The sequence below is a fragment of the Mesorhizobium sp. M1006 genome (assembly GCF_040318825.1).
Taxonomy (GTDB): domain Bacteria; phylum Pseudomonadota; class Alphaproteobacteria; order Rhizobiales; family Rhizobiaceae; genus Mesorhizobium.
In genome coordinates this window covers 44928-68312 of record NZ_JAMYMZ010000007.1, presented here as the reverse complement: position 1 = coordinate 68312, position 23385 = coordinate 44928, and the positions used below count along the sequence as shown (strand labels likewise).

General features: G+C 64.0%; 17 protein-coding genes and 1 pseudogene. 13 read left to right on the top strand and 5 right to left on the bottom strand.

The window, feature by feature from the left end:
• The first annotated feature begins 166 nt into the window (after positions 1–166).
• From NKH60_RS08810 to NKH60_RS08750, 13 genes and pseudogenes are all read left to right on the top strand, one after another.
• Positions 167–868, top strand: coding sequence for a response regulator transcription factor (locus tag NKH60_RS08810; RefSeq protein ID WP_023677547.1), 702 nt, complete (start codon positions 167–169; stop codon positions 866–868).
• A 22-nt stretch (positions 869–890) separates the two neighbouring features.
• Entirely contained in the window at positions 891–2675 is a 1785-nt protein-coding gene (locus NKH60_RS08805; RefSeq protein ID WP_023677548.1) for a sensor histidine kinase, read from the top strand.
• A gap of 31 nt (positions 2676–2706) precedes the next feature.
• Positions 2707–3153, top strand: a complete 447-nt coding sequence (locus NKH60_RS08800; protein ID WP_352472572.1) for an HPr kinase/phosphorylase — start codon at positions 2707–2709, stop codon at positions 3151–3153.
• Positions 3154–3317: 164 nt separating this feature from the next.
• Complete coding sequence (locus NKH60_RS08795; protein WP_023677550.1) at positions 3318–3719, top strand: PTS sugar transporter subunit IIA; 402 nt, start codon at positions 3318–3320, stop codon at positions 3717–3719.
• The gene (locus NKH60_RS08790) at positions 3716–4012 is read left to right on the top strand and encodes an HPr family phosphocarrier protein (RefSeq protein WP_023677551.1); all 297 of its coding nucleotides are present in this window, start codon (positions 3716–3718) and stop codon (positions 4010–4012) included. The genes NKH60_RS08795 and NKH60_RS08790 overlap by 4 nt, the downstream gene beginning before the upstream one ends.
• A 410-nt stretch (positions 4013–4422) precedes the next feature.
• Positions 4423–5823 (top strand): adenosylhomocysteinase, encoded by a 1401-nt coding sequence (gene ahcY, locus NKH60_RS08785; protein ID WP_352832573.1) that lies wholly within the window; start codon positions 4423–4425, stop codon positions 5821–5823.
• A gap of 188 nt (positions 5824–6011) precedes the next feature.
• Positions 6012–8573 (top strand): sensor histidine kinase, encoded by a 2562-nt coding sequence (locus NKH60_RS08780; protein WP_352539990.1) that lies wholly within the window; start codon positions 6012–6014, stop codon positions 8571–8573.
• 8 nt (positions 8574–8581) lie between these two features.
• The gene (gene tsaE, locus NKH60_RS08775) at positions 8582–10093 is read left to right on the top strand and encodes a tRNA (adenosine(37)-N6)-threonylcarbamoyltransferase complex ATPase subunit type 1 TsaE (protein ID WP_352871944.1); all 1512 of its coding nucleotides are present in this window, start codon (positions 8582–8584) and stop codon (positions 10091–10093) included.
• A 41-nt stretch (positions 10094–10134) separates the two neighbouring features.
• On the top strand, positions 10135–10893 hold the full coding sequence (locus NKH60_RS08770; RefSeq protein WP_352871942.1) for a nucleotidyltransferase family protein: 759 nt from the start codon (positions 10135–10137) through the stop codon (positions 10891–10893).
• Positions 10890–14027, top strand: a complete 3138-nt coding sequence (addB, locus tag NKH60_RS08765) for a double-strand break repair protein AddB (RefSeq protein ID WP_352871940.1) — start codon at positions 10890–10892, stop codon at positions 14025–14027. Before NKH60_RS08770 ends, addB begins: the two co-directional genes overlap by 4 nt.
• Positions 14024–17535, top strand: a pseudogene (gene addA, locus NKH60_RS08760) (double-strand break repair helicase AddA). Before addB ends, addA begins: the two are co-directional and overlap by 4 nt.
• Positions 17536–17608: 73 nt before the next feature.
• Complete coding sequence (gene trxA, locus NKH60_RS08755; RefSeq protein ID WP_023677558.1) at positions 17609–17932, top strand: thioredoxin; 324 nt, start codon at positions 17609–17611, stop codon at positions 17930–17932.
• A gap of 128 nt (positions 17933–18060) precedes the next feature.
• The gene (locus tag NKH60_RS08750) at positions 18061–18342 is read left to right on the top strand and encodes a cupin domain-containing protein (protein WP_023718287.1); all 282 of its coding nucleotides are present in this window, start codon (positions 18061–18063) and stop codon (positions 18340–18342) included.
• Between the two features lie 47 nt (positions 18343–18389).
• Here the strand turns inward: NKH60_RS08750 and NKH60_RS08745 are convergent, their stop codons facing one another.
• From NKH60_RS08745 to trpB, 5 genes are all read right to left on the bottom strand, one after another.
• The gene (locus NKH60_RS08745; RefSeq protein ID WP_352454801.1) at positions 18390–18809 is read right to left on the bottom strand and encodes a VOC family protein; all 420 of its coding nucleotides are present in this window, start codon (positions 18807–18809) and stop codon (positions 18390–18392) included.
• Positions 18810–18870: 61 nt separating this feature from the next.
• Positions 18871–20196, bottom strand: coding sequence for a bifunctional folylpolyglutamate synthase/dihydrofolate synthase (locus tag NKH60_RS08740; protein ID WP_352682219.1), 1326 nt, complete (start codon positions 20194–20196; stop codon positions 18871–18873).
• Positions 20197–20251: 55 nt separating this feature from the next.
• The gene (gene accD / locus NKH60_RS08735; protein WP_352682217.1) at positions 20252–21178 is read right to left on the bottom strand and encodes an acetyl-CoA carboxylase, carboxyltransferase subunit beta; all 927 of its coding nucleotides are present in this window, start codon (positions 21176–21178) and stop codon (positions 20252–20254) included.
• A gap of 95 nt (positions 21179–21273) precedes the next feature.
• On the bottom strand, positions 21274–22113 hold the full coding sequence (gene trpA, locus NKH60_RS08730) for a tryptophan synthase subunit alpha (RefSeq protein WP_023677563.1): 840 nt from the start codon (positions 22111–22113) through the stop codon (positions 21274–21276).
• A gap of 2 nt (positions 22114–22115) precedes the next feature.
• Complete coding sequence (trpB, locus tag NKH60_RS08725) at positions 22116–23366, bottom strand: tryptophan synthase subunit beta (protein WP_352505958.1); 1251 nt, start codon at positions 23364–23366, stop codon at positions 22116–22118.
• Positions 23367–23385 lie beyond the last annotated feature (19 nt).

The following is a 23385-nucleotide window of genomic DNA, read 5'->3' as shown; positions in this document are numbered from 1 at the left end:
GGATTGGCGATGTTCATTCGTCCAATCCATATCGAGGTACAATTGTGGCCGTCGACATGCCGCGCGTGACAGCGGATACAGCCTGTGCCACATTTTGTACCTAATTTGTCCTGCAAAAGCCCCTTCTCGACGAAAGAAGGGACAGCTCATGAGGGAGCCGCTTGAAATGGCAACAATCGCGCTTGTCGACGACGATCGCAACATTCTGACTTCGGTTTCGATCGCCCTCGAATCCGAGGGTTATCGGGTCGAAACCTACACGGATGGGGCATCGGCGCTGGAGGGACTGGCGGCGCGCCCGCCGAACCTCGCCATCCTCGACATCAAGATGCCGCGCATGGACGGCATGGAGTTGCTGCGCCGGATGCGTCAGAAATCCGACCTGCCAGTAATCTTCCTGACCTCCAAGGACGATGAGATCGATGAACTGTTCGGCCTCAAGATGGGCGCCGACGACTTCATCCGCAAACCCTTCTCGCAGCGTCTTCTGGTGGAGCGCGTCCGCGCCGTGCTGCGCCGCGCCAGCACCCGCGAGGCGGCGGCCAAGGCGCCCAACCAGCAGGCCCGGTCGCTTGAGCGCGGCCAGCTTGTCATGGACCAGGAGCGCCACACCTGCACCTGGAAGGGCGAGCCGGTGACGCTTACCGTCACCGAGTTCCTCATCCTGCATTCGCTGGCACAGCGTCCGGGGGTCGTAAAAAGCCGTGATGCGCTGATGGATTCGGCTTATGATGAGCAGGTCTATGTCGATGACCGCACCATCGACAGTCACATCAAGCGGCTGCGCAAAAAGTTCAAGGCCGTCGATGATGACTTCGAAATGATCGAAACCCTTTACGGAGTCGGATATCGGTTCCGCGAAGCTTGAGTCGAGCGGGAGCTGCTATTCGATGGCAGTGCAAGTAGAGCGAGTGAGACGGTCGGGCGCCGCCAGGCGCCCGCCGCGGATTCTGCCCGCCTTCGTGTCGAAAATTACGGTGCCGATGCGCCGGTTTCTCGGCCATCACATCTTTTCCAGCCTGACGCGGCGTATCCTCTTTCTCAACCTTGCCGGCCTTGCCGTCCTGGTCACCGGCATTCTCTATCTCAATACCTTTCGCGACGGGCTGATCGACGCCCGTGTCGAGAGCCTGATGACTCAAGGCGAGATCATCGCCGGCGCGATCGCCGCCTCGGCGACGGTCGAGACCGATTCGATCAGCATCGATCCGGAGAAGCTGCTCGAGTTGCAGGCCGGCGAAAGCCTCGGCCCGGGTTCCGATCAGCTCGACAATCTCGATTTCCCGATCAATCCGGAGCGCGTGGCGCCGGTGCTCAGGCGGTTGATCTCGCCGACGCGCACACGCGCCCGCATTTACGACCGCGACGCCAACCTGCTGCTCGATTCCCGCCATCTCTATTCGCGCGGCCAGATCCTTCGCTACGATTTGCCGCCGGTCGAAGAGGAACAGCCGGACCTTCTGGAGCGCATCCAGAAATTCGTCTTCGATTTCTTCCGCAACAAGCAGCTGCCTGTCTATCGCGAGCAGCCGGGTGGCAACGGCGCCGCGTTTCCCGAAGTGGTCAAGGCGCTTACCGGCAGCCCGTCGACGATCGTGCGGATCTCGGAGCAGGGCGAGCAGATCGTTTCTGTGGCGGTGCCGATCCAGCGCTTCCGTGCCGTTCTCGGCGTGCTGATGCTGTCGACCGAAGGCGGCGACATCGACAAGATCGTCGCGGCCGAGCGCAAGGCGATCCTGCGCGTGTTCGGCATTGCCGCCCTGGTTACCGCCATCCTGTCGATGCTGCTGGCCTCCACCATCGCCAACCCGCTGCGCCGGCTTTCCGCGGCGGCGGTCAGGGTTCGCCGCGGCGTCAAGAACCGCGAGGAAATCCCCGACTTCTCCGACCGCCAGGACGAGATCGGCAATCTGTCGATCGCCGTGCGCGACATGACCAACGCGCTCTACGCCCGCATCGAGGCGATCGAAAGTTTTGCCGCGGATGTCTCGCACGAGTTGAAGAACCCGCTTACCTCGCTGCGCAGCGCGGTGGAGACATTGCCGCTGGCCAGGAACGACAATTCGCGCAGCCGGCTGATGGATATCATCCAGCACGATGTGAGGCGGCTTGACCGTCTCATCACCGATATTTCCGATGCCTCCCGTCTCGATGCCGAGCTGGCGCGGGAAGATGCAGGAACCGTCGACCTCAAGAAGTTCATCACCGATCTGGTCGCCGTCTCGCGCGAGGCCACGCGCAACAAGAAGGCGGTCGAGATCGAATTCAAGGTCGCCAAACTGCCGCAGGGCGTGAAAGGCTACTTCGTCGTCGGTCATGATCTGAGGATCGGCCAGGTGATCACCAACCTGATCGAGAATGCCCGCTCGTTCGTTCCCGAGGAACGTGGCCACATCACCATATCGCTGGCGCGCGCCGGCAAGTTCAACATCGTCACCATCGACGACAATGGACCCGGTATCCGGGCCGATAACATCGACCGCATTTTCGAGCGGTTCTATACCGATCGGCCGGCCGGCGAGGCGTTCGGTCAGAACTCGGGCCTTGGCCTGTCGATATCCAGGCAGATCGTTGAAGCCCATGGCGGCACGCTGAGCGCCGAGAACATCCCGGGCACCAAGCCTGGCGAGATCAAGGGCGCGCGCTTCGTGGTGACGCTGCCGGCGGAAGGCTGACGGATGAATTCCAATCACGCCTGGTCCTATTGTGCAGCCTGAAAATATTCACGGCACCGCGATCCTGATAGGTGATCGCGGCATTCTCATCACCGGACCGTCCGGCTTGGGCAAGACGACGCTGGCGCTCGCCTTGATCGATCATTGCAGCCAGCGTGGGCTGTTTTCCCGGCTGATCGGCGATGACCAGCTCTATGCTGCAGATTGCGACGGGCGGCTGGTCTGCCGCGCACCAGCCAGCATAGCCGGCCTCGTCGAGGTCCCGGGATTCGGCCCCAAACCGATACGGTTCGAGCCAAGCTGCGTGATCGACCTCATTATCCGGCTGGTGCCAGCCGGCAAAATGGCCCGCTTCCAGGAAGACTGCTGCGAACTCGTTGTCGGCGTACCAGTGCCGCGCATCGATCTTGCCGGGCGCAATGTAGCGGCGGCCTTGCCGGCAGTGATGTCGCGCCTGTCGATTGCGCCTTTCCTGTGATCCGATTTCGATTTTTTGCTGCAATGCGTCAAATTGGCTTGGGCCGGCGCAATTTTGGGCTTGTCAACGGGCCTTGCGTCGACAAGATAGCGCTCCCGCCACCTGGAACGGTCGGCGAGCATAAAATGCGCCTGTGAAGCGGCGATGACGGGAGCCACCAAAGAATGATCGGACTCGTGCTTGTAACGCACGGTCAACTGGCCGCCGAGTTCCGCAATGCCGTGGAACATGTCGTTGGGCCACAAGACAATTTCGAGACCGTGGCGATCGGTGCCGACGACGATATGGAACAGCGCCGCCGCGACATTATCGAGGCAGTCGGCCGCGTCGATACGGGATCAGGCGTCATCGTTTTGACCGACATGTTCGGCGGCACGCCCTCTAACCTCGCCATTTCCGTGATGGAATCCGGGCGTATCGAGGTCATTGCCGGCATGAACCTGCCGATGCTGATCAAGCTGTCCAGCGTTCGCAAGGGCGACAACATGACGGCCGCGCTGGATGAGGCGCAGGCTGCCGGCCGCAAATACATCAATGTCGCCAGTCAACTCCTGAGCAGCAAATGAGCGCGCTGTTGCCGGAAAAGGACAAGATCGTTCGCGACTTTCCAATCGTCAACCAGCGCGGCCTGCATGCGCGCGCCTCGGCCAAGTTCGTTCAAATCGCCAGCGGCTTCAACGCCACGGTCCAGGTCGAGAAGGACGGCGTCAAGGTCGGCGGCACCTCGATCATGGGCCTGATGATGCTGGCGGCGAGCCCCGGTTATTCGATACGCGTCACCGCCACCGGCCCGGAGGCCGAAGAGGTCATCGATGCGCTGGAGCAACTGGTTGCTTCCCGTTTCGGCGAGGAGTGCTGACGGCTTCGCCGACGGCACCTGCTACGGCATGTTCGGTGCAACCTTGCGGCGGTGAAGGAAATCGCATTTTTGCGCGACCGTCGCGTATTTTGTTCTTGCTTTGTGCCGGCAGCTATGCTACTAATTTCGCTATGGTGCCAATTGGCCCCGAAGACCCGCCCGCCGAGGCGGGTTTTTGTTTCCGGCTTTGAAAGTGTTGCCGATCTGAGGTCTGAGGGACGGCCACCTTGGACAGCACCCCTTCTGCGCGCTCTCATGGCCGCCGCCGCTGAAGACATGCACGGATAAAGATTTCTTTATATCCCATTGTCGTCCGACTCCCGATCTGCTAGTCAGGCCGGCACCTCGCGCCCTCCGACACGCTTTCGGGGCGGGCGCGTCCCGCAATCAATTCGCATCGGAGCACTGCCATGACGGGTAGCAAGGACTATGTGGTCGCAGACATCGCGCTTGCCGGCTGGGGCCGCAAGGAGATCGAGATCGCCGAAACCGAAATGCCGGGCCTGATGGCCTGCCGCGAAGAATTCGGCGACAAGAAGCCGCTCAAGGGCGCGCGCATCACCGGCTCGCTGCACATGACCATCCAGACGGCGGTGCTGATCGAAACGCTTAAGGCGCTCGGCGCCGATATCCGCTGGGCTTCCTGCAATATCTTCTCGACCCAGGACCACGCTGCCGCGGCCATTGCCGAGGCCGGAATTCCGGTGTTTGCCGTCAAGGGCGAGACGCTGGAGGATTATTGGGTCTACACCGACAAGATCTTCCAGTGGGCCGATGGCGGCACCTCCAACATGATCCTCGACGACGGTGGCGATGCCACCATGTACATCCTGATCGGCGCCCGCGCCGAGGCCGGCGAGGATGTGCTGTCCAATCCGGGCAGCGAAGAGGAAGAGATCCTGTTTGCCCAGATCAAGAAGCGCATGCAGGCATCGCCCGGCTTCTTCACCAAGCAGAAGGAAGCGATCCGCGGCGTTACCGAAGAGACGACGACCGGCGTCAACCGGCTCTATCAGTTGCAGAAAAAAGGCCTGCTGCCGTTCCCGGCGATCAACGTCAATGATTCCGTCACCAAGTCGAAATTCGACAACAAATATGGCTGCAAGGAATCGCTTGTCGACGGCATTCGCCGCGGCACCGACACGATGATGGCCGGCAAGGTCGCGGTTGTCTGCGGCTATGGCGACGTCGGCAAAGGCTCGTCGGCTTCGCTCAAGGGCGCCGGCGCCCGCGTCAAGGTCACCGAGGTCGATCCGATCTGCGCGCTGCAGGCGGCGATGGACGGTTTCGAGGTGGTCACGCTCGAAGACGCAGCGCCGACGGCCGACATCGTCATCACCACCACCGGCAACAAGGACGTCGTTACCCTCGACCACATGCGCCTGATGAAGGACATGGTGATCGTCGGCAACATCGGTCACTTCGACAACGAGATCCAGGTGGCGTCGCTGCGCAACCTGAAATGGACCAACATCAAGCCTCAGGTGGATATGATCACCTTCCCGGATGGCAAGCGGATGATCCTTTTGTCGGAAGGCCGCCTGCTCAACCTCGGCAACGCTACCGGCCACCCGAGCTTCGTCATGTCGGCGTCCTTCACCAACCAGGTGTTGGCCCAGATCGAGCTGTACACCAAGCCCGGCCAGTACGAGAACCAGGTCTACGTCCTGCCGAAGCATCTCGACGAAAAGGTCGCGCGCCTGCATCTCGACAAGCTCGGTGCCCGCTTGACCGAACTGTCCGGCGAACAGGCCGCCTATATCGGCGTCACTCCGCACGGACCGTTCAAGCCGGAACACTACCGCTATTAGCCACGGCGAAACTTGCCACTAGATATTGAAGCCGGGCGATTGACTTTTCGCCCGGCGTTATTTTTGCGCTGATTGATTCTTCACGCCGATTCGCGCAAGCGCTATGGTGCTGATTCGCAGTCCGGGGACGAGGCCCGGGCGCACGCATCAGGGCGGTCTTGCATTCAGGCGGCGAAGAGGACCAAGACATGCCGGGGGATAACCCGCCTTGCGCGGGACAGGCCGTTTCCGGCGGCCATAACGATTCGATCACGGGCTCCGCTGCCAGAGGCGGCAGCCTTCTATGGCGCGCCGGCAGCCGTGTCGGGGTGCTGCTTGCTTCTTCCGCGCTGGTTGGTCCGCTGCTTGGCTTTACTGCACATGCCCAAACCCGCGTGGCGCAAAAGGCCGGGCTGTCGGTCAGCACGGTCGAGGTCATGCAACTCGCCATGTTCGTCGGCGTCATGGGGGCGGCATTGCTGTCGGCCATCTTTCTGATCCGCGAACGGGCGCGCACCGCGGCGGAAAATGCCGAGCTCAGGACCCGTATCGCCGACGTCAATGCCGCGCTGCAGCGCTCGGAGGCGCTGCTCCATTCCCGCGATCAGCGCGTGGTGGTATGGGCGGCCGAGAACAAGAAGCCCGAGCTTGTCGGGACATTGCCGATCGAGAGCGGCGCGCCGGAGGACCGGGCGGCCTTCCTGGCTTTCGGCCGCTGGCTGATGCCGCGTTCGGCGGCTGCACTCGAACATGCCGTCGCGGCACTGCGGGACAAGGCAAAGCCGTTCGATCTGGTCATCGAATCGCAGGCCGGCCAGCCGCTCGAGGTTCACGGCCGCAAGAGTGCGGCGCATGTGCTGGTTCGCTTCGTCTCGCTTTCGGAGACACAGCGAAGCCAGGCCAGGCTGAAGATCGAGAACCAGCGCTTAGCTGCCGACCATGAGACGCTGATCGGTCTTCTGGATGCGCTCAAGATGCCGTCATGGCTGCGTACTGTCGACGGGCGGCTGAAATGGGTCAACCGCGCCTATGCCGAAGCGGTCGAGGCCGAGAATGCCGAAGCGGCGGTCCGCGATGGCAAGGAATTCCTCGGCGGCCAGGCGCGCGACACGATCGCTGCGCAGCACAGGTCGCGCGCGGTCTTTGAACAGACGCTCTCCACGGTCATCGAAGGCGACCGCCGTATGTTTGCCGTGACCGATTTTGCCGGGGCGGATGGTTCGGCTGGTCTTGCCTGCGACATCAGCGCTATCGAGGCCATTCGCGCCGAATATGAGCGGACCATGCAGAGCCACGCCGACACGCTCGATCAGCTCAACACCGCCGTGGCGATTTTCGACACCGACGAGAAATTGCGGTTTTTCAATCAGGCGTTCCAGAAACTATGGGGCCTCGACAGCGGCTTCCTGCACAGCGCGCCGGACAACGCCTTGCTGCTCGACCGCCTGCGCAGCGAAGGCAAGATCGCCGAGCAGCCCGAATGGCGGCGCTGGAAAGAGAGCCTGCTCGGCGCTTACCGCGCGGTTGAATCGCAGGAGCATTGGTGGCATCTGCCGGACGGCAAGACCATTCGCGTCGTCGCCAATCCGCAGCCCAAGGGCGGCGTCACCTGGGTGTTCGAGAACCTGACCGAGAAGATGGACCTTGAAAGCCGCTACCAGACCGCCGTCCGGGTCCAGGGCGAGACGCTCGACAACCTCGCCGAAGGCGTCGCTGTGTTCGGCCCCGACGGCAGGCTGAGACTGTCGAACCCGGCGTTCGCGGCATTGTGGGGGCTGGATGCCGATGCCTCAAAACCCAACGTCCATGTCTCGACGATCCGCGACCTTTGCGACCGCCGTGCCGTCGACAGTCCGTGGGGCGGGTTCGTTGCCGCCATCACCGGCTTCGACGACGAGCGCCGCGACCGCCACGGCCAAACCGAATTGAACAACGGCACCGTTTTGCGCTACGCCGTCATCCCTTTGCCCAACGGCCAGGTGATGATGACCTTCGTCGACGTTACCGACAGCGTCAATGTCGAGCGGGCGCTGAAGGACAAGAATGAGGCGCTGCAAAAGTCCGACCAGATCAAGAACGAATTCGTGCAGCACGTCTCCTATGAGCTGCGCTCGCCACTCACTAACATCATCGGCTTTACCGAGCTTCTTTCACTGCCGTCGACTGGTCCGCTGAACCAGAAGCAACGCGAATATATCGGGCATGTCGGCTCGTCCTCCTCGGTCCTGCTCACCATCGTCAACGACATCCTCGACCTGGCGACGGTGGATGCCGGCATCATGGAACTCGACATTTCCGAAGTTCACATCGATCGAACCATTACGGCTGCCGCCGAACTGGTCGCCGACCGGCTGGAGGAACATGCGATCAAGCTCAGGATCGACGCGGCGGCCGCGCCGAAAACCTTCCACGGCGACGAGATCCGCGTCCGCCAGATCCTCTTCAATCTGCTCAGCAATGCCGCCAATTACGCGCCGGAGGCGAGCACCATAACGCTCGCCTGCCGCCAACTTGCCGACGGCGTGGAATTTTCCGTTCACGATGACGGCCCCGGCATGCCGCCGGACCTGCTTGACTCAGTGTTCCGGCGCTTCGAGCCGCGCACCAATGGCGGCCGCCGCCGTGGCGCCGGGCTCGGCCTGTCGATCGTCAAGAGCTTTGTCGAACTGCATGGCGGCAGCGTCCGCATCGAGACCGGCAGGGATAAGGGCACCACGGTTGTTTGCGCCTTTCCCGACACGCCGTCCGGCATCCGCGCGGCGGCCGAGTAGCGCGTTCGATGGCGGTATTGGTGCTGGAGCGTTTTCTCGCCGACGAGGCTGCGACGGCAAGGTTCGGCGAGGATCTCGCCATGTCGCTGCGCGTCGGCGACGTGCTCGCCCTCAAGGGCGATCTCGGCGCCGGCAAATCGACCTTGGCACGGGCGCTGATCAGGGCACTGGCCGACGATGCCGGGCTCGACGTGCCGAGCCCGACCTTCACGCTGGTCCAGAGCTACGACGCGCGTGTGCCGGTTCATCATTTCGATCTCTACCGCTTGGGCACGGCATCCGAGCTGGACGAGCTGGGCTTCGACGAGGCGCTGACGCAAGGCGCCGCGCTGGTCGAATGGCCGGAGCGGGCAGAGGCATATCTGCCGAAAACCTCGGTGCTGGTCGAACTTCTCCAGCAGGGCGACGGCCGACTGGCGAGACTATCGGGAGAGGGCGCCGCCTTCGAGCGCGCGGCGCGATCGCTGGCAATGCGCGATTTTCTCGGGCAGGCCGGTTGGGGCGAAGCGCAGCGACGATATTTCATCGGTGATGCCTCGGCTCGCTCCTACGAGATCGTCACGCTCGCCGGATTTCCGCCGCGCGTGCTGATGAACTCGCCAAGGCTGGTGCTCGGACCGCCAGTCCGCGACGGCAAACCCTATGCCGAGATCGCTCACACCGCGCAATCCGTTTCGGCGTTCGTCGCCATCGACCGGGCCTTGCGGGCCGGCGGCGTCAGCGTCCCGGAAATTCATGCCCAGGATCTCGACCAGGGTTTTCTTCTGCTGGAGCATCTCGGTTCCCAAGGCTTCCTCGACAAGCGCGGCCAGCCGGTGGCCGCGCGTTATGCGGCGGCGGCCGAACTGCTTGCCATGATGCACGGCAAAACATGGCCGGCCCGCATGCAGGCCGGCCCCGGCGTCTTCCACGACGTGCCGCCTTTCGACCGCGACGCCATGATGATCGAGGCCGAATTGCTGGTCGACTGGTATGTCCCGGCGATATCAGGCGCTTCGCCAAGCGAGGCGTTGCGCGCCGGTTATCGCAGCGAATGGAGTGCGGTGGTCGATCGGCTCGAGGGGCGCGAATACACGCTGATGCTGCGCGACTTTCATTCGCCCAACCTGATCTGGCGCGCTGACCGTTTCGGTCACGACCGTCTCGGCGTCGTCGATGTCCAGGATGCGCTGATCGGTCCGTCAGCCTACGACGTCGCCTCGCTCGCCATGGACGCGCGCGTCACCATCTCACCTGAAATCGAAAAGCACACGCTCGCCGCCTACATCGCCGCGCGACGTGCTGCCGGTGCCTTCGATGAGAACGAATTCCGCGAAAGCTATGCAATCATGGCCGCACAGCGCAATTCCAAGATCCTCGGCATCTTCGTGCGGCTCGAAAAACGCGACGGCAAGCCTTATTATCTGAAGCATCTGCCGCGCATCCGCGACTATCTTCGCCGGGCACTGGCGCATCCGGCGCTGGCCGGGCTGCAGGATTTCTACATCGCCCACGGCTTCCTGGAGGAACGCTCGATTTGACGGCTAAGGATTTGGGCCTGAAGGCGGCGGATGAGCAGCCGATGCCGACGACCGCCATGGTGCTCGCCGCCGGGCTCGGCAAGCGCATGCGGCCGATCACCGACACCATGCCGAAGCCGCTGGTCAAGATCGCCGGCAAGACATTGCTCGACTGGGGGCTGGACTGCCTAGCCGGAGCCGGCGTCGCCAAGGCCGTCGTCAACGTCCATTACCTCCCGCAACAGATCGTGGACCATGTAGCCCGCCGCAGTGCGCCGAGAATCGTCATCTCGGATGAGAGTAGGGGCTTGCTTGACTCCGCCGGTGGTATCGTCAAGGCATTGCCCAGGTTAGGGGCGCCCTTCTATGTGCTCAACGCCGACACCTTCTGGATCGACAGCGGCGTTTCCAATCTCAGGCGACTTGCCCTTGCATGGGAGGGCGCGACAATGGACATTCTGCTGATGCTTGCGGATCTCCAGTCGGCAACCGGACATAGCGGCGGCACCGATTTCCTGATGGCGCCGGACGGCGCCTTGCGGCGTGCGAACAACGATCCGGCCGGCCTGATCTATGCCGGCGCCGCAATCGTCCATCCGCGCATCTTCAAGGATGCGCCGGCCGGTCCACACTCTCTCAACGCCTATTTCGATGCGGCAATCGCCGCCGGGCGCCTGTTCGGCCTGAAAATGCAGGGTCACTGGATTACTGTCGGCACACCTGACGCGATCCCGCGGGCGGAAGCAGCGGTCGCCGCCGCGCTTGCCGGCACGCCCAATGCTGTCGGTGAGGCACCCGGCGCTCTTCCCGAGTCGAAATGAGCGGCTCCCGCCGCGTTTTCTCGATCCCGCCCGGAGCGCCGTTCCTGCCGACGCTGGCCGAGGCGCTGCTTGCGGGGCGCTTGGTTCCCGGCTTCGCCTATGACGGCGATCCGCTGGCGCTGGCCGATCTCACCATCTATGTGCCGACGCGCCGTGCGGCGCGGGCGCTTCGCGGCGTCTTCGTCGATGCTCTCTCGCGCTCGGGAAGCCGCTCGGCGATCCTGCCGGTCATCCGCCCGCTTGGTGAGTTCGATGAGGATGAAGCCGCCTTCGAGGCAGGAGGTTCGGTCGCCATCGACCTTGCGCCGCCGATCGCCGTGGTCGAGCGTCTTCTGCTGCTTGCGCCGCTGGTGCGGGCGTGGAAACGCCGCCTGCCGGCACATGTCGCGGCATTGTTCGACGAGGAGATCGTCATACCGGCCTCCGCCGCCGACGCCATCTGGCTGGCGCGCGACCTTGCACGCCTGATGGATGAGATCGACACCGAAGGCACGGATTGGGCAAGGCTCGCCGACCTTGTAACCGGCAATCTTGCAGGCTGGTGGCAGGTGACACTCGACTTCCTGACCATCGTGACGGAGAACTGGCCGAACCTGCTCGAGGAACGCCATCGTTCCAATCCGGCCGCGCATCGCAATGCCCTGATAAGGCTGGAGGCGGCGCGGCTGAAGCGCAATCCGCCGGCCGGACCGGTGATCGCCGCCGGTTCCACCGGCTCCATTCCCGCCACGGCCGAGCTGCTTGCCGTGATCGCCGGCCTGCCCAATGGCGCCGTTGTGCTGCCCGGGCTCGACCTGGCGTTGGATGAGCCGTCCTTTGCCGCGATCACCGCACCGGGCGCGCGCCCAGCCGTGCTTGGCCACCCGCAATACGGCCTGGCAAAGTTGATCGGCAAGATCGGCGTGCCGCGCGCCGATGTCGAGGAGATTGCTGTTGCGCCGCGACCGCTTGCGCTGCGCGCCGCACTTGTCGGCGAAGCGCTACGCCCGGCGGAGACCACCGAGCTCTGGGCCGAGACGCGCGCCCGCTTTAGGGCCGGCGATATTGCCGAGGCCTTCGCCGAGGTGACGCTTCTCGAAGCCGCCAGCGAACGCGACGAAGCCGTGGCGATCGCCGTCGCGCTCAAACAGGCTGTCGAACGGCCCGGCCAGCGCGCCGCACTCGTCACCGGCGACCGCGCTCTGGCGCGGCGCGTCTCAGTCGAGCTGCTGCGCTTCGGCGTTGCCGCCGACGATTCCGGCGGCACGCCGCTGATCAACACACCAGCCGCAAGCCTGCTCAGGCTGGCGCTTCAGGCAGCCTTCCGCCCGGGCGACCCCGTTGCCCTGCTGTCGCTGCTCAAGCATCCCCTGCTTGGCCTCGGCCTGGAGCGGGCAAGCGTGCGCCATGCGGCCGAAATCGTCGAACTTGTGGCGCTGCGCGGTGGCTCAGGGCGTCCGGACGTGGCGTCGCTGCCGCAGCTCTTCGACACCCGGCTCCTCGAATTCGACGGCAGCGGCAATCGCCGCCCACCCTTCTGGTGGCCGCGGCTTTCGGTCAGGCGCATCGAACAGGCGCGCGACCTGCTGATCCGGCTAACGGCCGCGCTGGCGCCGCTGGTTGCTTTTCGCGGCGACGAGAATGCCGATCTTGCCACCCTTGTGCGCGCCAGCGTCGTTGCGCTCGAAAGTCTCGGCCGCGCCGCTGACGGCAGCCCGAGCGAACTCTATGCGGGCGATGCCGGCGAAAAGCTCGCCGAGCTCTTGCGCGGGCTGGTCGCGGCCTCGGTGTCGTTCTCCTTCGCCGCTGACGAATGGCCTGACGTGATGGAGGCGCTGATCGCGCCCGAGACGGTCAAGCCGGCGCAGGGCACCGACAGGAACATCGCCATCTGGGGTGTGCTGGAAGCGCGGCTTCAGGATGTCGACACGCTGGTCGTCGGCGGGCTCAACGAAGGCGTGTGGCCGCGCAAGCCGGAGAGCGACCGCTTCATGTCGCGGCTGATGAAGACCGGCATCGATCTTGAACCGCCCGAGCGGCGCATCGGCCTTGCCGCCCATGATTTCCAGATGGCCATGGGCGCCAAAAAAGTGGTGCTGGCTCGCTCCGGCCGCTCCGGCGATGCACCGTCGGTACCTTCGCGCTGGCTGCAGCGCATCCTTACATTCGTCGGCGAGGACCACGCTGCTGCACTTCGCCGGCGCGGCGACGAACTGCTTGCCTGGGCGCGTGTGCTCGATGCCGGCGAAAAGCAGGACTTTGCGCCGCGGCCGCAGCCGAAACCGCCGCTCGCCGCGCGGCCGCACCACTTCTCGGTCACCGAGATCGAAACGCTGCGCCGCGATCCCTATGCGGTCTATGCCAGAAGGATACTCGGCCTGATGCCGCTCGATCCGGTCATTCGCGATCCGGGCGCTGCCGAGCGTGGCACGTTGTTTCACGCAATTCTGCACCTCTTCTCGGCGAGGGTGGCCGACCCGCGCGCGCCGGAGGCGCTGGACGGGCTCATCGCCGCCGGCCGCTCCTGCTTTGCCGAGGCGGCGCTGCCGGCCGATGTCGAGGCGGTGTGGTGGCCACGCTTCGAAAAGCTTGCCGCCGGCATCATCGAATGGGAGCGCGGCCGGGCCGCAGCCGTGGCACGGCGGTACGCCGAGGAACGCGCCGAAAAGACCGGTGTGGGCCGATCCGGTGTGACCCTGTCCGGCTATGCCGATCGCATCGATCTGCTGGCCGGCGGCATGGCCGACATCCTCGATTACAAGACCGGCTCCTCGCCATCCAAAGCACAGGCGCACACGCTGCTCGCGCCGCAACTGGCACTCGAGGGCGCGCTGCTCAGGCGCGGCGCTTTCAAGGAGCTTGGCGCATGCGAGCCGTCGCAACTGGCCTTCGTGCGGCTGAGGCCGAATGGCGAAGTGTTCGAGGAATCCATCCTCGAATACAACCGCAAGCCGCGAACCGCCGCCGATCTCGCCGAAGAAGCGTGGGCGCGGCTGGAAAAACTGCTGATCCACTACGCCGACCCGGCGACCGGCTATCTGTCGCGGGCGCTGCCGTTCCGCGAGGGCGAGACCGACGGCGACTACGACCATCTCGCCCGCGTGCTCGAATGGTCCGCCGGCGGCGACGCCGATGACGAGGGAGGGGAGGCATGAAAAAGGCCTACCCCATTCCAAGCGACACTGCCGCGAGCCAGGCAAGCGCGTCCGACCCGCGCAATTCCGCCTGGGTGTCGGCCAATGCCGGATCGGGCAAGACCCATGTACTCGCCCAGCGCGTTATCCGGCTGTTGCTGCGCGGCACCGATCCGTCCAAGATCCTGTGCCTGACCTATACGCGTGCCGCCGCCGCCAACATGTCGAACCGGGTGTTTTCGACGCTGTCGCAATGGACGGCCCTGGGCGATGCCGAGCTCTCGACACGGATAGAGGCGCTGGACGGCCGCCAGCCCGACCGCGAAACCATGCGCCGGGCGCGGCGGTTGTTTGCCGGGGCGCTGGAAACACCGGGCGGGCTGAAGATCCAGACCATCCACGCCTTCTGCGAATCGGTGCTGCATCAGTTCCCGCTGGAAGCCAATATCCCTGCGCATTTCGAAATGCTCGATCCGCAAATGGAGGCTTCGCTGTTTGCCGCCGCCCGCCGCGACATGATTTCGGGCGGCGTTGCAGGCGATGCGGCATTGTCCGAGGCCTTCGCCACCGTGCTGGAGCGCGGCGGCGAGCATGGGCTCGACGCACTGTTGGCCGAGATCGTGCGCAAGCGCGATGGTTTGCGTGCGTTCATCGCCGCGGCCGGCGGCGATGGTTTTCAGGCGCTGTTCGACGAGTTCCATTTCCGCGCCGGCCAGACGGCCGAAGGTATAGCCGCCTCGGTCTGGCCGCTGCCCGGCTTCCTGCCGGATTATCTCGTCACCTTTTCACGGGCAGCCGAGGCCGCCGATGCGCGCATCCTGCTGAACAATCTGCTGCCATACGCCCGCCTTGCCTTTGCCGAGGAGCATCCGGTACGTCGCCTGAATTTGCTCTCCAAGGCTTTCCTGAGGGCCGACGGCGAGCCTTACGATCCGGCAAAGACGTTTAAAAGGGCATTGCTTCACCGGTTGCCCGATCTTGCCGAACGATATCTGGCGGCGGTCGACGCCATTCTCGAAATCTCCGACAGGCTGGCCTTGCTCAGGATGCTGGAAGGCACGCGTGCGGCGCTGACCATCGCCGACTGGCTGATCGCCCGCTACGAGCAATTGAAGCGCGCGCGCGGCTTCCTCGACTTCAACGACCTGATCACCCGCACGGTCCATCTACTGGCGCGGCCCGACGCCGGCCCATGGGTGCAGTACAAGCTCGACCAGGGCATCGACCACATCCTCCTCGACGAGGCGCAGGACACCAGTCCCGACCAGTGGGAGGTAGTCAAGCGGCTGGCGGAGGAGTTCTTTGCCGGGCTCGGCGCACGCGACGCCGTCCACCGCACCATCTTTGCGGTCGGCGACGAAAAGCAGTCGATCTATTCCTTCCAGGGAGCCGCCCCGGACTCCTTTGCCGACAGCCGGCTTTTGTTTGCCGGCAAAGTCAGATCCGCCGCCGCCGCCTTCGCCGATCTCAAGCTAACCTGGTCGTTTCGCTCGACCGACGACGTGCTTGCGGCGGTGGATCGTGTCTTTGCTGACCCGAACGTGCGGCGCGGCATCAGCCACGATCCCGATCCGCTCGACCACAAGGCGATCCGCAACGATGCGCCGGGCTATGTCGACGTCTGGCCCTCGCTCGGCGCCGACGTCGTCGACGAACCGGACGACTGGACGCAAGCGGTGGATCACGCCCACGCACCGGCGGTGCGCGTTGCCGAAAACGTTGCAGCGACCATTGCCGGCTGGATCGGCGGCGGCGAGGTCATCGAAGGGCGTGGCAAGAAACTCCGGCCCGGCGACGTGCTGGTGCTGGTGCGCAAGCGCGACCGCTTCGTCCATGCGCTGACACGGGCGTTGAAGCGCCGCGACATCCCGGTGGCCGGCGCCGACCGGCTCAGCCTGCCTGGCCATATCGCGGTGAAGGACCTGATCGCACTCGGTCATTTTCTCATCCAGCCCGAGGACGATCTGTCGCTGGCCGCCGTGCTGCGCAGCCCGATCTTCGATGTCTCGGAAGAGCAGCTTTTCGCGCTTGCTGCGGAGAGGCCATCGGGCGTCTCGCTGATCGCCTCGCTGCGCCGGCATGCCGGCGAAAGTGAGGCGTTGGCCGCCGTCGTCAGCCGGCTCGGCACATGGTCGAACGAGGCCGCATTCAAGCCGGTGTTCGAATTCTATGCTGCAGCTCTCGCCCGCGACGGCCTGCGCAAGAAGATGATCGCGCGGCTCGGGCCGGAGGCCGGCGACGTCCTCGACGAATTCCTGAATTTCTGCCTGGCCGAGGAGCGGACCGGCCTGCCGGGACTGGAATCCTTCCTGTCGACGTTGGAAAACGCCGGCCCCGAGATCAAGCGCGAAATGGACCAGACCCGCGACGAGGTTCGCGTCATGACCGTGCATGCCGCCAAAGGCCTGGAGGCGCCGGTGGTATTCCTTGTCGATGGCGGCTCCGCGCCGTTCAGTGACCAGCATCTGCCGAGATTGATGCCGTTCGAAGGCTCGGGCGACTGCTGGGAGGGCAAGGGCTATCTCTGGCGTTCGGCCAGCGATGTCGCAAATGGGTTTTCACGCGCCGCATCGGCCCGCGCCCGCGAGCTCGCCGACGACGAATACCGCCGGCTGCTCTATGTCGGCATGACCCGCGCCGAGGATCGGCTGATCGTCTGCGGCTACCATGGCAAACGGGCGCCGAATACCGGTACCTGGCATTCGATCGTCAGCCGCGCACTGGTCGGTGCCGCGGAGAGCGAAGAACACCGGCATCCCGCCACTGGCGAGACCGTGCATCGTTTCCAGGTGACGAAACTGCCGCCCATGCCACTGGCGGCAGTGAATGAGGCACGACAGGCGGAACGCTTTGCACCACTGCCTGAAACCCTGTTCCAGTCTCTGCCGCCCTTCGAGGAATTGCCGCGGCCGCTCTCGCCGTCCGGCGCCTCGGTGCTGATCGACGAGGCGCGGCAAGCGGTGGCCGACACGCGTTCGCCGGTACTGGATGCCGACGCCGAACCCGGCTTGGCCGTCGTGCGCGGGCTGGCGCTGCACAAATTGCTGCAGATGCTGCCCGGCATCGCCGAGGGAACACGCCGGGATGCCGCCGAACGCTATCTGGCAAGAGCCGGCGCGGCATGGCCCGACGACGAGCGCGACAAGGCCCTGGCTGGCGTTTTCAGAATTCTTGCCGACAGCCGCTTCGCGCCGTTGTTTGCGCCAAACTCGCGCGCCGAAGTCGCCATCATGGGCAGCCTGGAGGTAAGGGGCAAACTGCGCTCGATTTCCGGCAAGATCGACCGGTTGGCGGTAACGCCGGACAAGGTTTCGATCGTCGACTACAAGACCAATCGACCAGCGCCAGCTACGCTCGCCGAAGTGCCGCAAGCCTATGTTCTGCAGCTCGCAATTTATCGCGCGCTGCTTCAGCCGCTCTATCCGGGACGCGAGGTCTCGGCGGCGCTGCTGTTCACCGAGGCGCCGCGGCTGATCGAGCTGCCGGCAGCGGTCATGGACGACCGCTTGCTAGACTCACGGGAGCGTGACACAACACTTGCTTGAAGACGGACGCGATCACCACCACATTTGGTGCGACGAATAAATCGAAAGGATCTCAGCATGGCCACCGTCAAGGTCGACAAGAGCAATTTCCAGGCCGACGTGCTCAACGCCAAGGAGCCAGTCGTGGTCGATTTCTGGGCGGAATGGTGCGGCCCGTGCAAGATGATCGCCCCGGCGCTCGAGGACATCGCCATCGAACTCGGCAGCAAGATAAAGATCGCCAAGCTCAACATAGACGAGAATCCTGAGCTGGCCGCGCAGTTCGGCGTGCGCTCGATCCCGACGCTGATGATCTTCAAGGGCGGCGAAGTCGCCGACATGAAGGTCGGTGCTGCGCCGAAAACGGCATTGTCGCACTGGATCAACGGCAGTCTCGCCTGATCCGATCAAAATTTTGCAGAAAAGCCCGGCCTCGCGCCGGGCTTTCTTGTGGCGTCACCGATCCGCAGATCTGGCACTCGCCACTTGCAGTCTCATGCTCTTGTCTGGCTTAAAGCAGGAGAAGCGATATGACCGGATCCGCCAAGGCCACCGTCTTCATCGACAATGAGCGCGTCATCGTCACCGAATACCGCTTCGCCCCGGGAGACAACACCGGCTGGCATCGCCATGGCCACGACTATGTGATCGTGCCGTTGACCGACGGCAAGGTGAAGCTCCTGACCAAGGATGGCGAATCCTTTGCCGAGATGAAGAAGGGCGCGCCGTATTTCCGCAATGAGGGCGTCGAACATGACGTCATCAGCGCAAACGATGGCGAATTCGCCTTCATCGAGGTCGAGCTGAAGTAGTCCACCAACCATCGGCTGCGCCGCTACAATTGTCCGGCGAGGCGCGATCACCAATCCGCGATACGATCGCCGCCGACGAATTGTGCGCTTTTCTCAGTATATTCGAACAGTTCTATCTTCACGCCGTTGGGGTCGCGGATCCAAGCCTGGTAGGTGTCATCGCACGCGCGTTTCTTGGAAGTGACATCAACCCCCTTTGACCTCAGATGGGCGATCGCGGCGTCGATGTTTTCCACTTCGAGGCAGAAGTGGTTGATCTGGTTCAAGTCGCCATAGCTGGCGCCGTCTTTCTGGAACACCTCGACATGGCTACGGCTGCCGCAATTGAGGTAGAAGCCGAAAATCTTCCCGTCGCGCAGGAAATTGAACTGGGTGTCCATGCCGAGGACGTCCCGATAGAAGCTTCGCGTCATCTCCAGGTCATTCGCGAAAATGCAAACGTGTGCGAGCTGCTTTACCTTGATCATGATTGGCTCCTCGCGGTGGTATGACAAGTTTGGCGTCACCGTGGCCCGGCTGAAGCACGCCTCAAACCGGCGGCGTGCCGTTTTCGGCCAACACCGCGCCGGCCAGGTAAAGTGACCCGCCGATCAGGATGCGCGGCGGCGGTCCGTCCCACGTGTCGCGCAGCAGCATCAGCGCATTGGCGACGGAACTGACCGGTTCGGCCGACAGGCCGGCCTCGATGGCGCGGGTCGCCAGCTCGTCGTTCGGCACGCCCGCGTCGCTCAGGCTCACCGGCACGGTGTAGACATGCCGGACCAGCCCTTTGAAGGCGCGGAAATAGCCGCTCTGGTCCTTGGTGTTGATCATACCCGAGATCAGGAACAGCGGACGCGGGTTCTTTTCCTCCTGCTCGGCCAGCGCCTCGGCGACGACCACGCCGGCGCCGGGATTGTGGCCGCCGTCGAGCCATATGTCGGCGCCCTTCGGCGCCAGTTCGCTCAGCCGTCCTTGCGGCAGCTTTTGCATGCGGCCCGGCCAGGCAACATTCGCCATCGCCTTCTCGGCAGCGCGGTGGCTGATCTCGAAGCCCGCCGCCTTGACCGCCGCGATCGCCGCCGCCGCATTGGCGAATTGATGGCGCCCCGGCAGGCGCGGCGGCGGCAGGTCCATCAATCCGTCTTCGTCCTGATAGACCATGCGCCCGTTTTCCTCATAGGCAAGGAAATCCTGGCCATAGACGAAGGCGGGGCAGTCGAGCCGCTCGGCGGTTTCGATGAGCACCTGCTGGGCCGTCTCACTTTCCTGCGCGCCGATGACGACCGGGCATCCGCGCTTGATGATGCCGGCCTTTTCGGCGGCGACCAGCTCGACGCGGTCGCCGAGATAGGCTTCGTGGTCGAGCGACACCGGCATGATCACCGACACGGCCGGCTCGGCGATGACATTGGTGGCGTCGAAGCGGCCGCCAAGGCCAACCTCGAGGATGACGGCATCGGCCGGATGTTCGGAAAACAGCAGGAAGGTGACGGCGGTGAGGATTTCGAAGACGGTGATCTTCTGGCCTTGATTGGCTTTGGCGACGCAGGCGATGGCTTCGGCGAAGACCTTGTCGTCCACCAGCCTGCCGCCGCCATCTGCGGCCAGCCGGTAGCGCTCGTGCCAGTTCACCAGATGTGGCGAGGTGTGGACGTGGACGCGGTAGCCGGCGGCTTCGAGCAGCGCCCGTGAAAAAGCAGCACAGGAGCCCTTGCCGTTGGTGCCGGCGATGTGGATGACCGGCGGCAGCTGGTCCTGCGGATTGCCGAGCCGCTCGAGCAGCCGCGAAATGCGGTCGAGCGAAAGGTCGAAGCCCTTCGGATGAAGCGCCATCAGGCTTTCGATTTCGCGGTCGGCGGCAAGCGTGGTCATGGCGAATCCTAGGCGCGCCACGGACGGCGCGCAATCGCAGTTCGTGGCGAATGCGTCAGGCGTGCGGCCGGGCTTCGGCCGGAATCACCGACGGCGGCAAGATTTCCGGTTCCTGAGATTTTTGCTCCTCCGGCAGCTTGAGCAGCATTCTCAGCAGCCGCGCAATGGTCTGGCGCATCTCCAGCCGTGACACCACCATGTCGACCATGCCGTGTTCCATCAGATATTCGGCGCGCTGGAAGCCGTCAGGCAGCTTTTCGCGGATGGTCTGCTCGATGACGCGCGGGCCGGCAAAGCCGATCAGGGCGCCGGGCTCGGCAATATGCACGTCGCCCAGCATGGCATAGGAGGCGGTGACGCCGCCGGTCGTCGGGTTGGTCAGGACGACGATGTAGGGCAGGCCGGCCTCCTTCAGCCTGTCGACGCCGACCGTGGTCCGTGGCAACTGCATCAGCGACAGGATGCCTTCCTGCATACGGGCGCCGCCGGAGGCCGCAAACAGGATCAGCGGCCGCTTGCGCTGCAAGGCGACCTCGAAACCATGCACGATGGCGTCACCTGCCGCCATGCCGAGCGAGCCGCCCATGAAGGCAAAATCCTGCACCGTCACCACCACCGGCACGCCCTCGACCGTGCCCAGCGCATTGATGATGGCGTCTTCCATGCCGGTCTTGGCCTTGGCATCCCTAAGCCGGTCTACGTAGCGCTTCTCGTCGCGGAACTTGAGCGGATCCTGAACGACCTTGGGGTTTTCCAGCGTCTCGTATTTGCCGTCGTCGAGGAAGAATTTCAGCCGTTCCTTGGCTGATATCTTCATATGGTGGCCGGAGGACGGGATGACGAACTGGTTCTGCTCCAGATCCTTATGGAACACCATTTCGCCGGTCTCGGGATCCTTGATCCACAGGTTTTCCGGCATGTCGGTGCGGCGGCCGAGCATCGAATTGATCTTCGGGCGGACGTAATTGGTGATCCAGTTCATCGCTTCGGCTCCTGTCCTTACGAAGAGTTAGACCATGATCCCGAAAAGTGGAAACCGGTTTTCGCTGGAGATCATGGCCAACCAGAAGATCAAGATTATTCGGCGGCAGCAAGGCGAGCCGCGCGAACCCCTTGCGAAAGCCCGCTGACCAGCGTGGCGACGGCCTCGGCCGGATCGGCGGTCTTTTCGCCCTTCGGCCCCAGCACGTTGGCGACTGCATTGACAATCGCGGTGCCGACAACGACGCCGTCGGCCGACGCGCCGATGGTGCGCGCCTGCTCTGCGGTCTTGACGCCGAAGCCGACACAGACCGGCAGGTCGGTATGGCTCTTGATGCGCTTGACCGCTGCCGCCACCTTGCCGGTGTCGGCCAGCGCCGAACCGGTGATGCCGGTCATCGAGACGTAGTAGACGAAACCCGACGTGTTCTGCAGCACCTTGGGCAGGCGCTTGTCGTCGGTGGTCGGCGTCGCCAGCCGGATGAAATTGATGCCGGCCTTGAGTGCCGGGATGCAAAGCTCCTCGTCCATCTCAGGCGGCAGGTCGACGACGATCAGCCCGTCGATGCCGCTGGCCAGCGCGTCGCTCAGGAAGCGCTCGACGCCGTAGATGTAGATCGGATTGTAATAGCCCATCAAGACGATCGGCGTTTCACTGTCGCCGGCGCGGAATTCCGAGGCCATCTTCAGCGTCTTGACCAAAGTCTGGCCGCCCTTCAGCGCCCGCAGGCCGGCCGCCTGGATCGCCGGGCCGTCGGCCATTGGATCGGAAAACGGCATGCCTAACTCGATGATGTCGCTGCCGGCGCCGGGCAGCGCCTTCATGATCGACAGGGACGTGTCGTAGTCCGGATCGCCGCCCATGAAATAGGTGACGAGTGCCGGTCGCCCCTCGGCCTTCAGCTTTGCCATGCGGCGGTCGATACGGGTGGCCATGATCAGATCTCCATGCCCAGCATATTGGCCACCGTATGCACGTCCTTGTCGCCGCGGCCGGACAGGTTGACGATGACGATCTGGTCCTTGTCCATGTCAGGCACGATCTTCACCGCCTGTGCGATGGCATGGGCCGATTCAAGCGCCGGAATGATGCCCTCGACGCGTGTCGTCAACTGGAACGCCTCCAGCGCCTCGCTGTCGAGGATCGGCACATAGTCGACGCGGCCGGAATCGCGCAGCCATGAGTGCTCGGGACCGACGCCCGGATAGTCGAGGCCCGCCGAGATCGAGTGACCGTCCATGATCTGGCCGTCGGCGTTCTGCAGAAGGTAGGTACGGTTGCCATGCAGCACGCCGGGCGCGCCGGCACTCATCGAGGCGCAATGCTCGATGCCGTCGAGCCCGCGGCCGCCGGCTTCGACGCCGATGATGCGCACCTCACTGTCGTCGAGGAAGGGATGGAACAGGCCGATAGCGTTGGAACCGCCGCCGACACAAGCGATGATGGTGTCCGGCAGCCGGCCTTCCTGCTCGAGGATCTGGGCGCGCGCCTCGGTGCCGATCACCGACTGGAAGTCGCGCACCAGCTCCGGATAGGGGTGCGGGCCGGCGGCGGTGCCGATCAGATAATAGGTATCCTCGACATTGGTCACCCAGTCGCGCAGGGCCTCGTTCATGGCGTCCTTCAGCGTCCCGTGGCCGGCCGTCACCGGCCGCACCTCGGCGCCCAGAAGCTTCATGCGAAATACGTTGGGGCTTTGCCGGGCGACATCGGTCGCGCCCATATAGACGATACAAGGAAGCCCGAAGCGCGCCGCGACCGTAGCGGAAGCGACGCCATGCTGGCCGGCACCGGTCTCTGCGATGATCCTCGTCTTGCCCATGCGCTTGGCGAGCAGGATCTGGCCGAGGCAGTTGTTGATCTTGTGCGAGCCGGTGTGGTTCAGGTCCTCGCGCTTGAAATAGACCTTTGCGCCGCCGCCTAGGCCCTTCGCCGAGGACACCTCACGAAGATGCCTGGTCAGGCCTTCGGCGAAATAGAGCTTCGACGGCCGCCCGGCGTAATGCGTCGAGAGATCGGTCAGTTCGGCCTTGAAATCCGGGTCGTTCTTGACCTCGTTCCAGTGCCGCTCCAGCTCAAGGATCAGCGGCATCAGCGTTTCGGCAACGAAACGACCGCCAAAAATGCCGAACATGCCCTGCTCGTCGGGGCCGGTGCGGAAGGAATTCGGTATCGCCGGCTTGTCCATCGCCGATCTCCTGGTCTGT

Coding starts and splice junctions, on each gene's coding strand:
- accD (WP_352682217.1), bottom strand. CDS start 21,178: ATGAACTGGATCACCAATTACGTCCGCCCGAAGATCAATTCGATGCTC.
- NKH60_RS08750 (WP_023718287.1), top strand. CDS start 18,061: ATGACCGGATCCGCCAAGGCCACCGTCTTCATCGACAATGAGCGCGTC.
- trpA (WP_023677563.1), bottom strand. CDS start 22,113: ATGGCCACCCGTATCGACCGCCGCATGGCAAAGCTGAAGGCCGAGGGG.
- NKH60_RS08740 (WP_352682219.1), bottom strand. CDS start 20,196: ATGACCACGCTTGCCGCCGACCGCGAAATCGAAAGCCTGATGGCGCTT.
- tsaE (WP_352871944.1), top strand. CDS start 8,582: ATGGCGGTATTGGTGCTGGAGCGTTTTCTCGCCGACGAGGCTGCGACG.
- trxA (WP_023677558.1), top strand. CDS start 17,609: ATGGCCACCGTCAAGGTCGACAAGAGCAATTTCCAGGCCGACGTGCTC.
- NKH60_RS08795 (WP_023677550.1), top strand. CDS start 3,318: ATGATCGGACTCGTGCTTGTAACGCACGGTCAACTGGCCGCCGAGTTC.
- NKH60_RS08745 (WP_352454801.1), bottom strand. CDS start 18,809: ATGATCAAGGTAAAGCAGCTCGCACACGTTTGCATTTTCGCGAATGAC.
- NKH60_RS08805 (WP_023677548.1), top strand. CDS start 891: ATGGCAGTGCAAGTAGAGCGAGTGAGACGGTCGGGCGCCGCCAGGCGC.
- trpB (WP_352505958.1), bottom strand. CDS start 23,366: ATGGACAAGCCGGCGATACCGAATTCCTTCCGCACCGGCCCCGACGAG.
- addB (WP_352871940.1), top strand. CDS start 10,890: ATGAGCGGCTCCCGCCGCGTTTTCTCGATCCCGCCCGGAGCGCCGTTC.
- ahcY (WP_352832573.1), top strand. CDS start 4,423: ATGACGGGTAGCAAGGACTATGTGGTCGCAGACATCGCGCTTGCCGGC.
- NKH60_RS08790 (WP_023677551.1), top strand. CDS start 3,716: ATGAGCGCGCTGTTGCCGGAAAAGGACAAGATCGTTCGCGACTTTCCA.
- NKH60_RS08780 (WP_352539990.1), top strand. CDS start 6,012: ATGCCGGGGGATAACCCGCCTTGCGCGGGACAGGCCGTTTCCGGCGGC.
- NKH60_RS08810 (WP_023677547.1), top strand. CDS start 167: ATGGCAACAATCGCGCTTGTCGACGACGATCGCAACATTCTGACTTCG.
- NKH60_RS08770 (WP_352871942.1), top strand. CDS start 10,135: ATGCCGACGACCGCCATGGTGCTCGCCGCCGGGCTCGGCAAGCGCATG.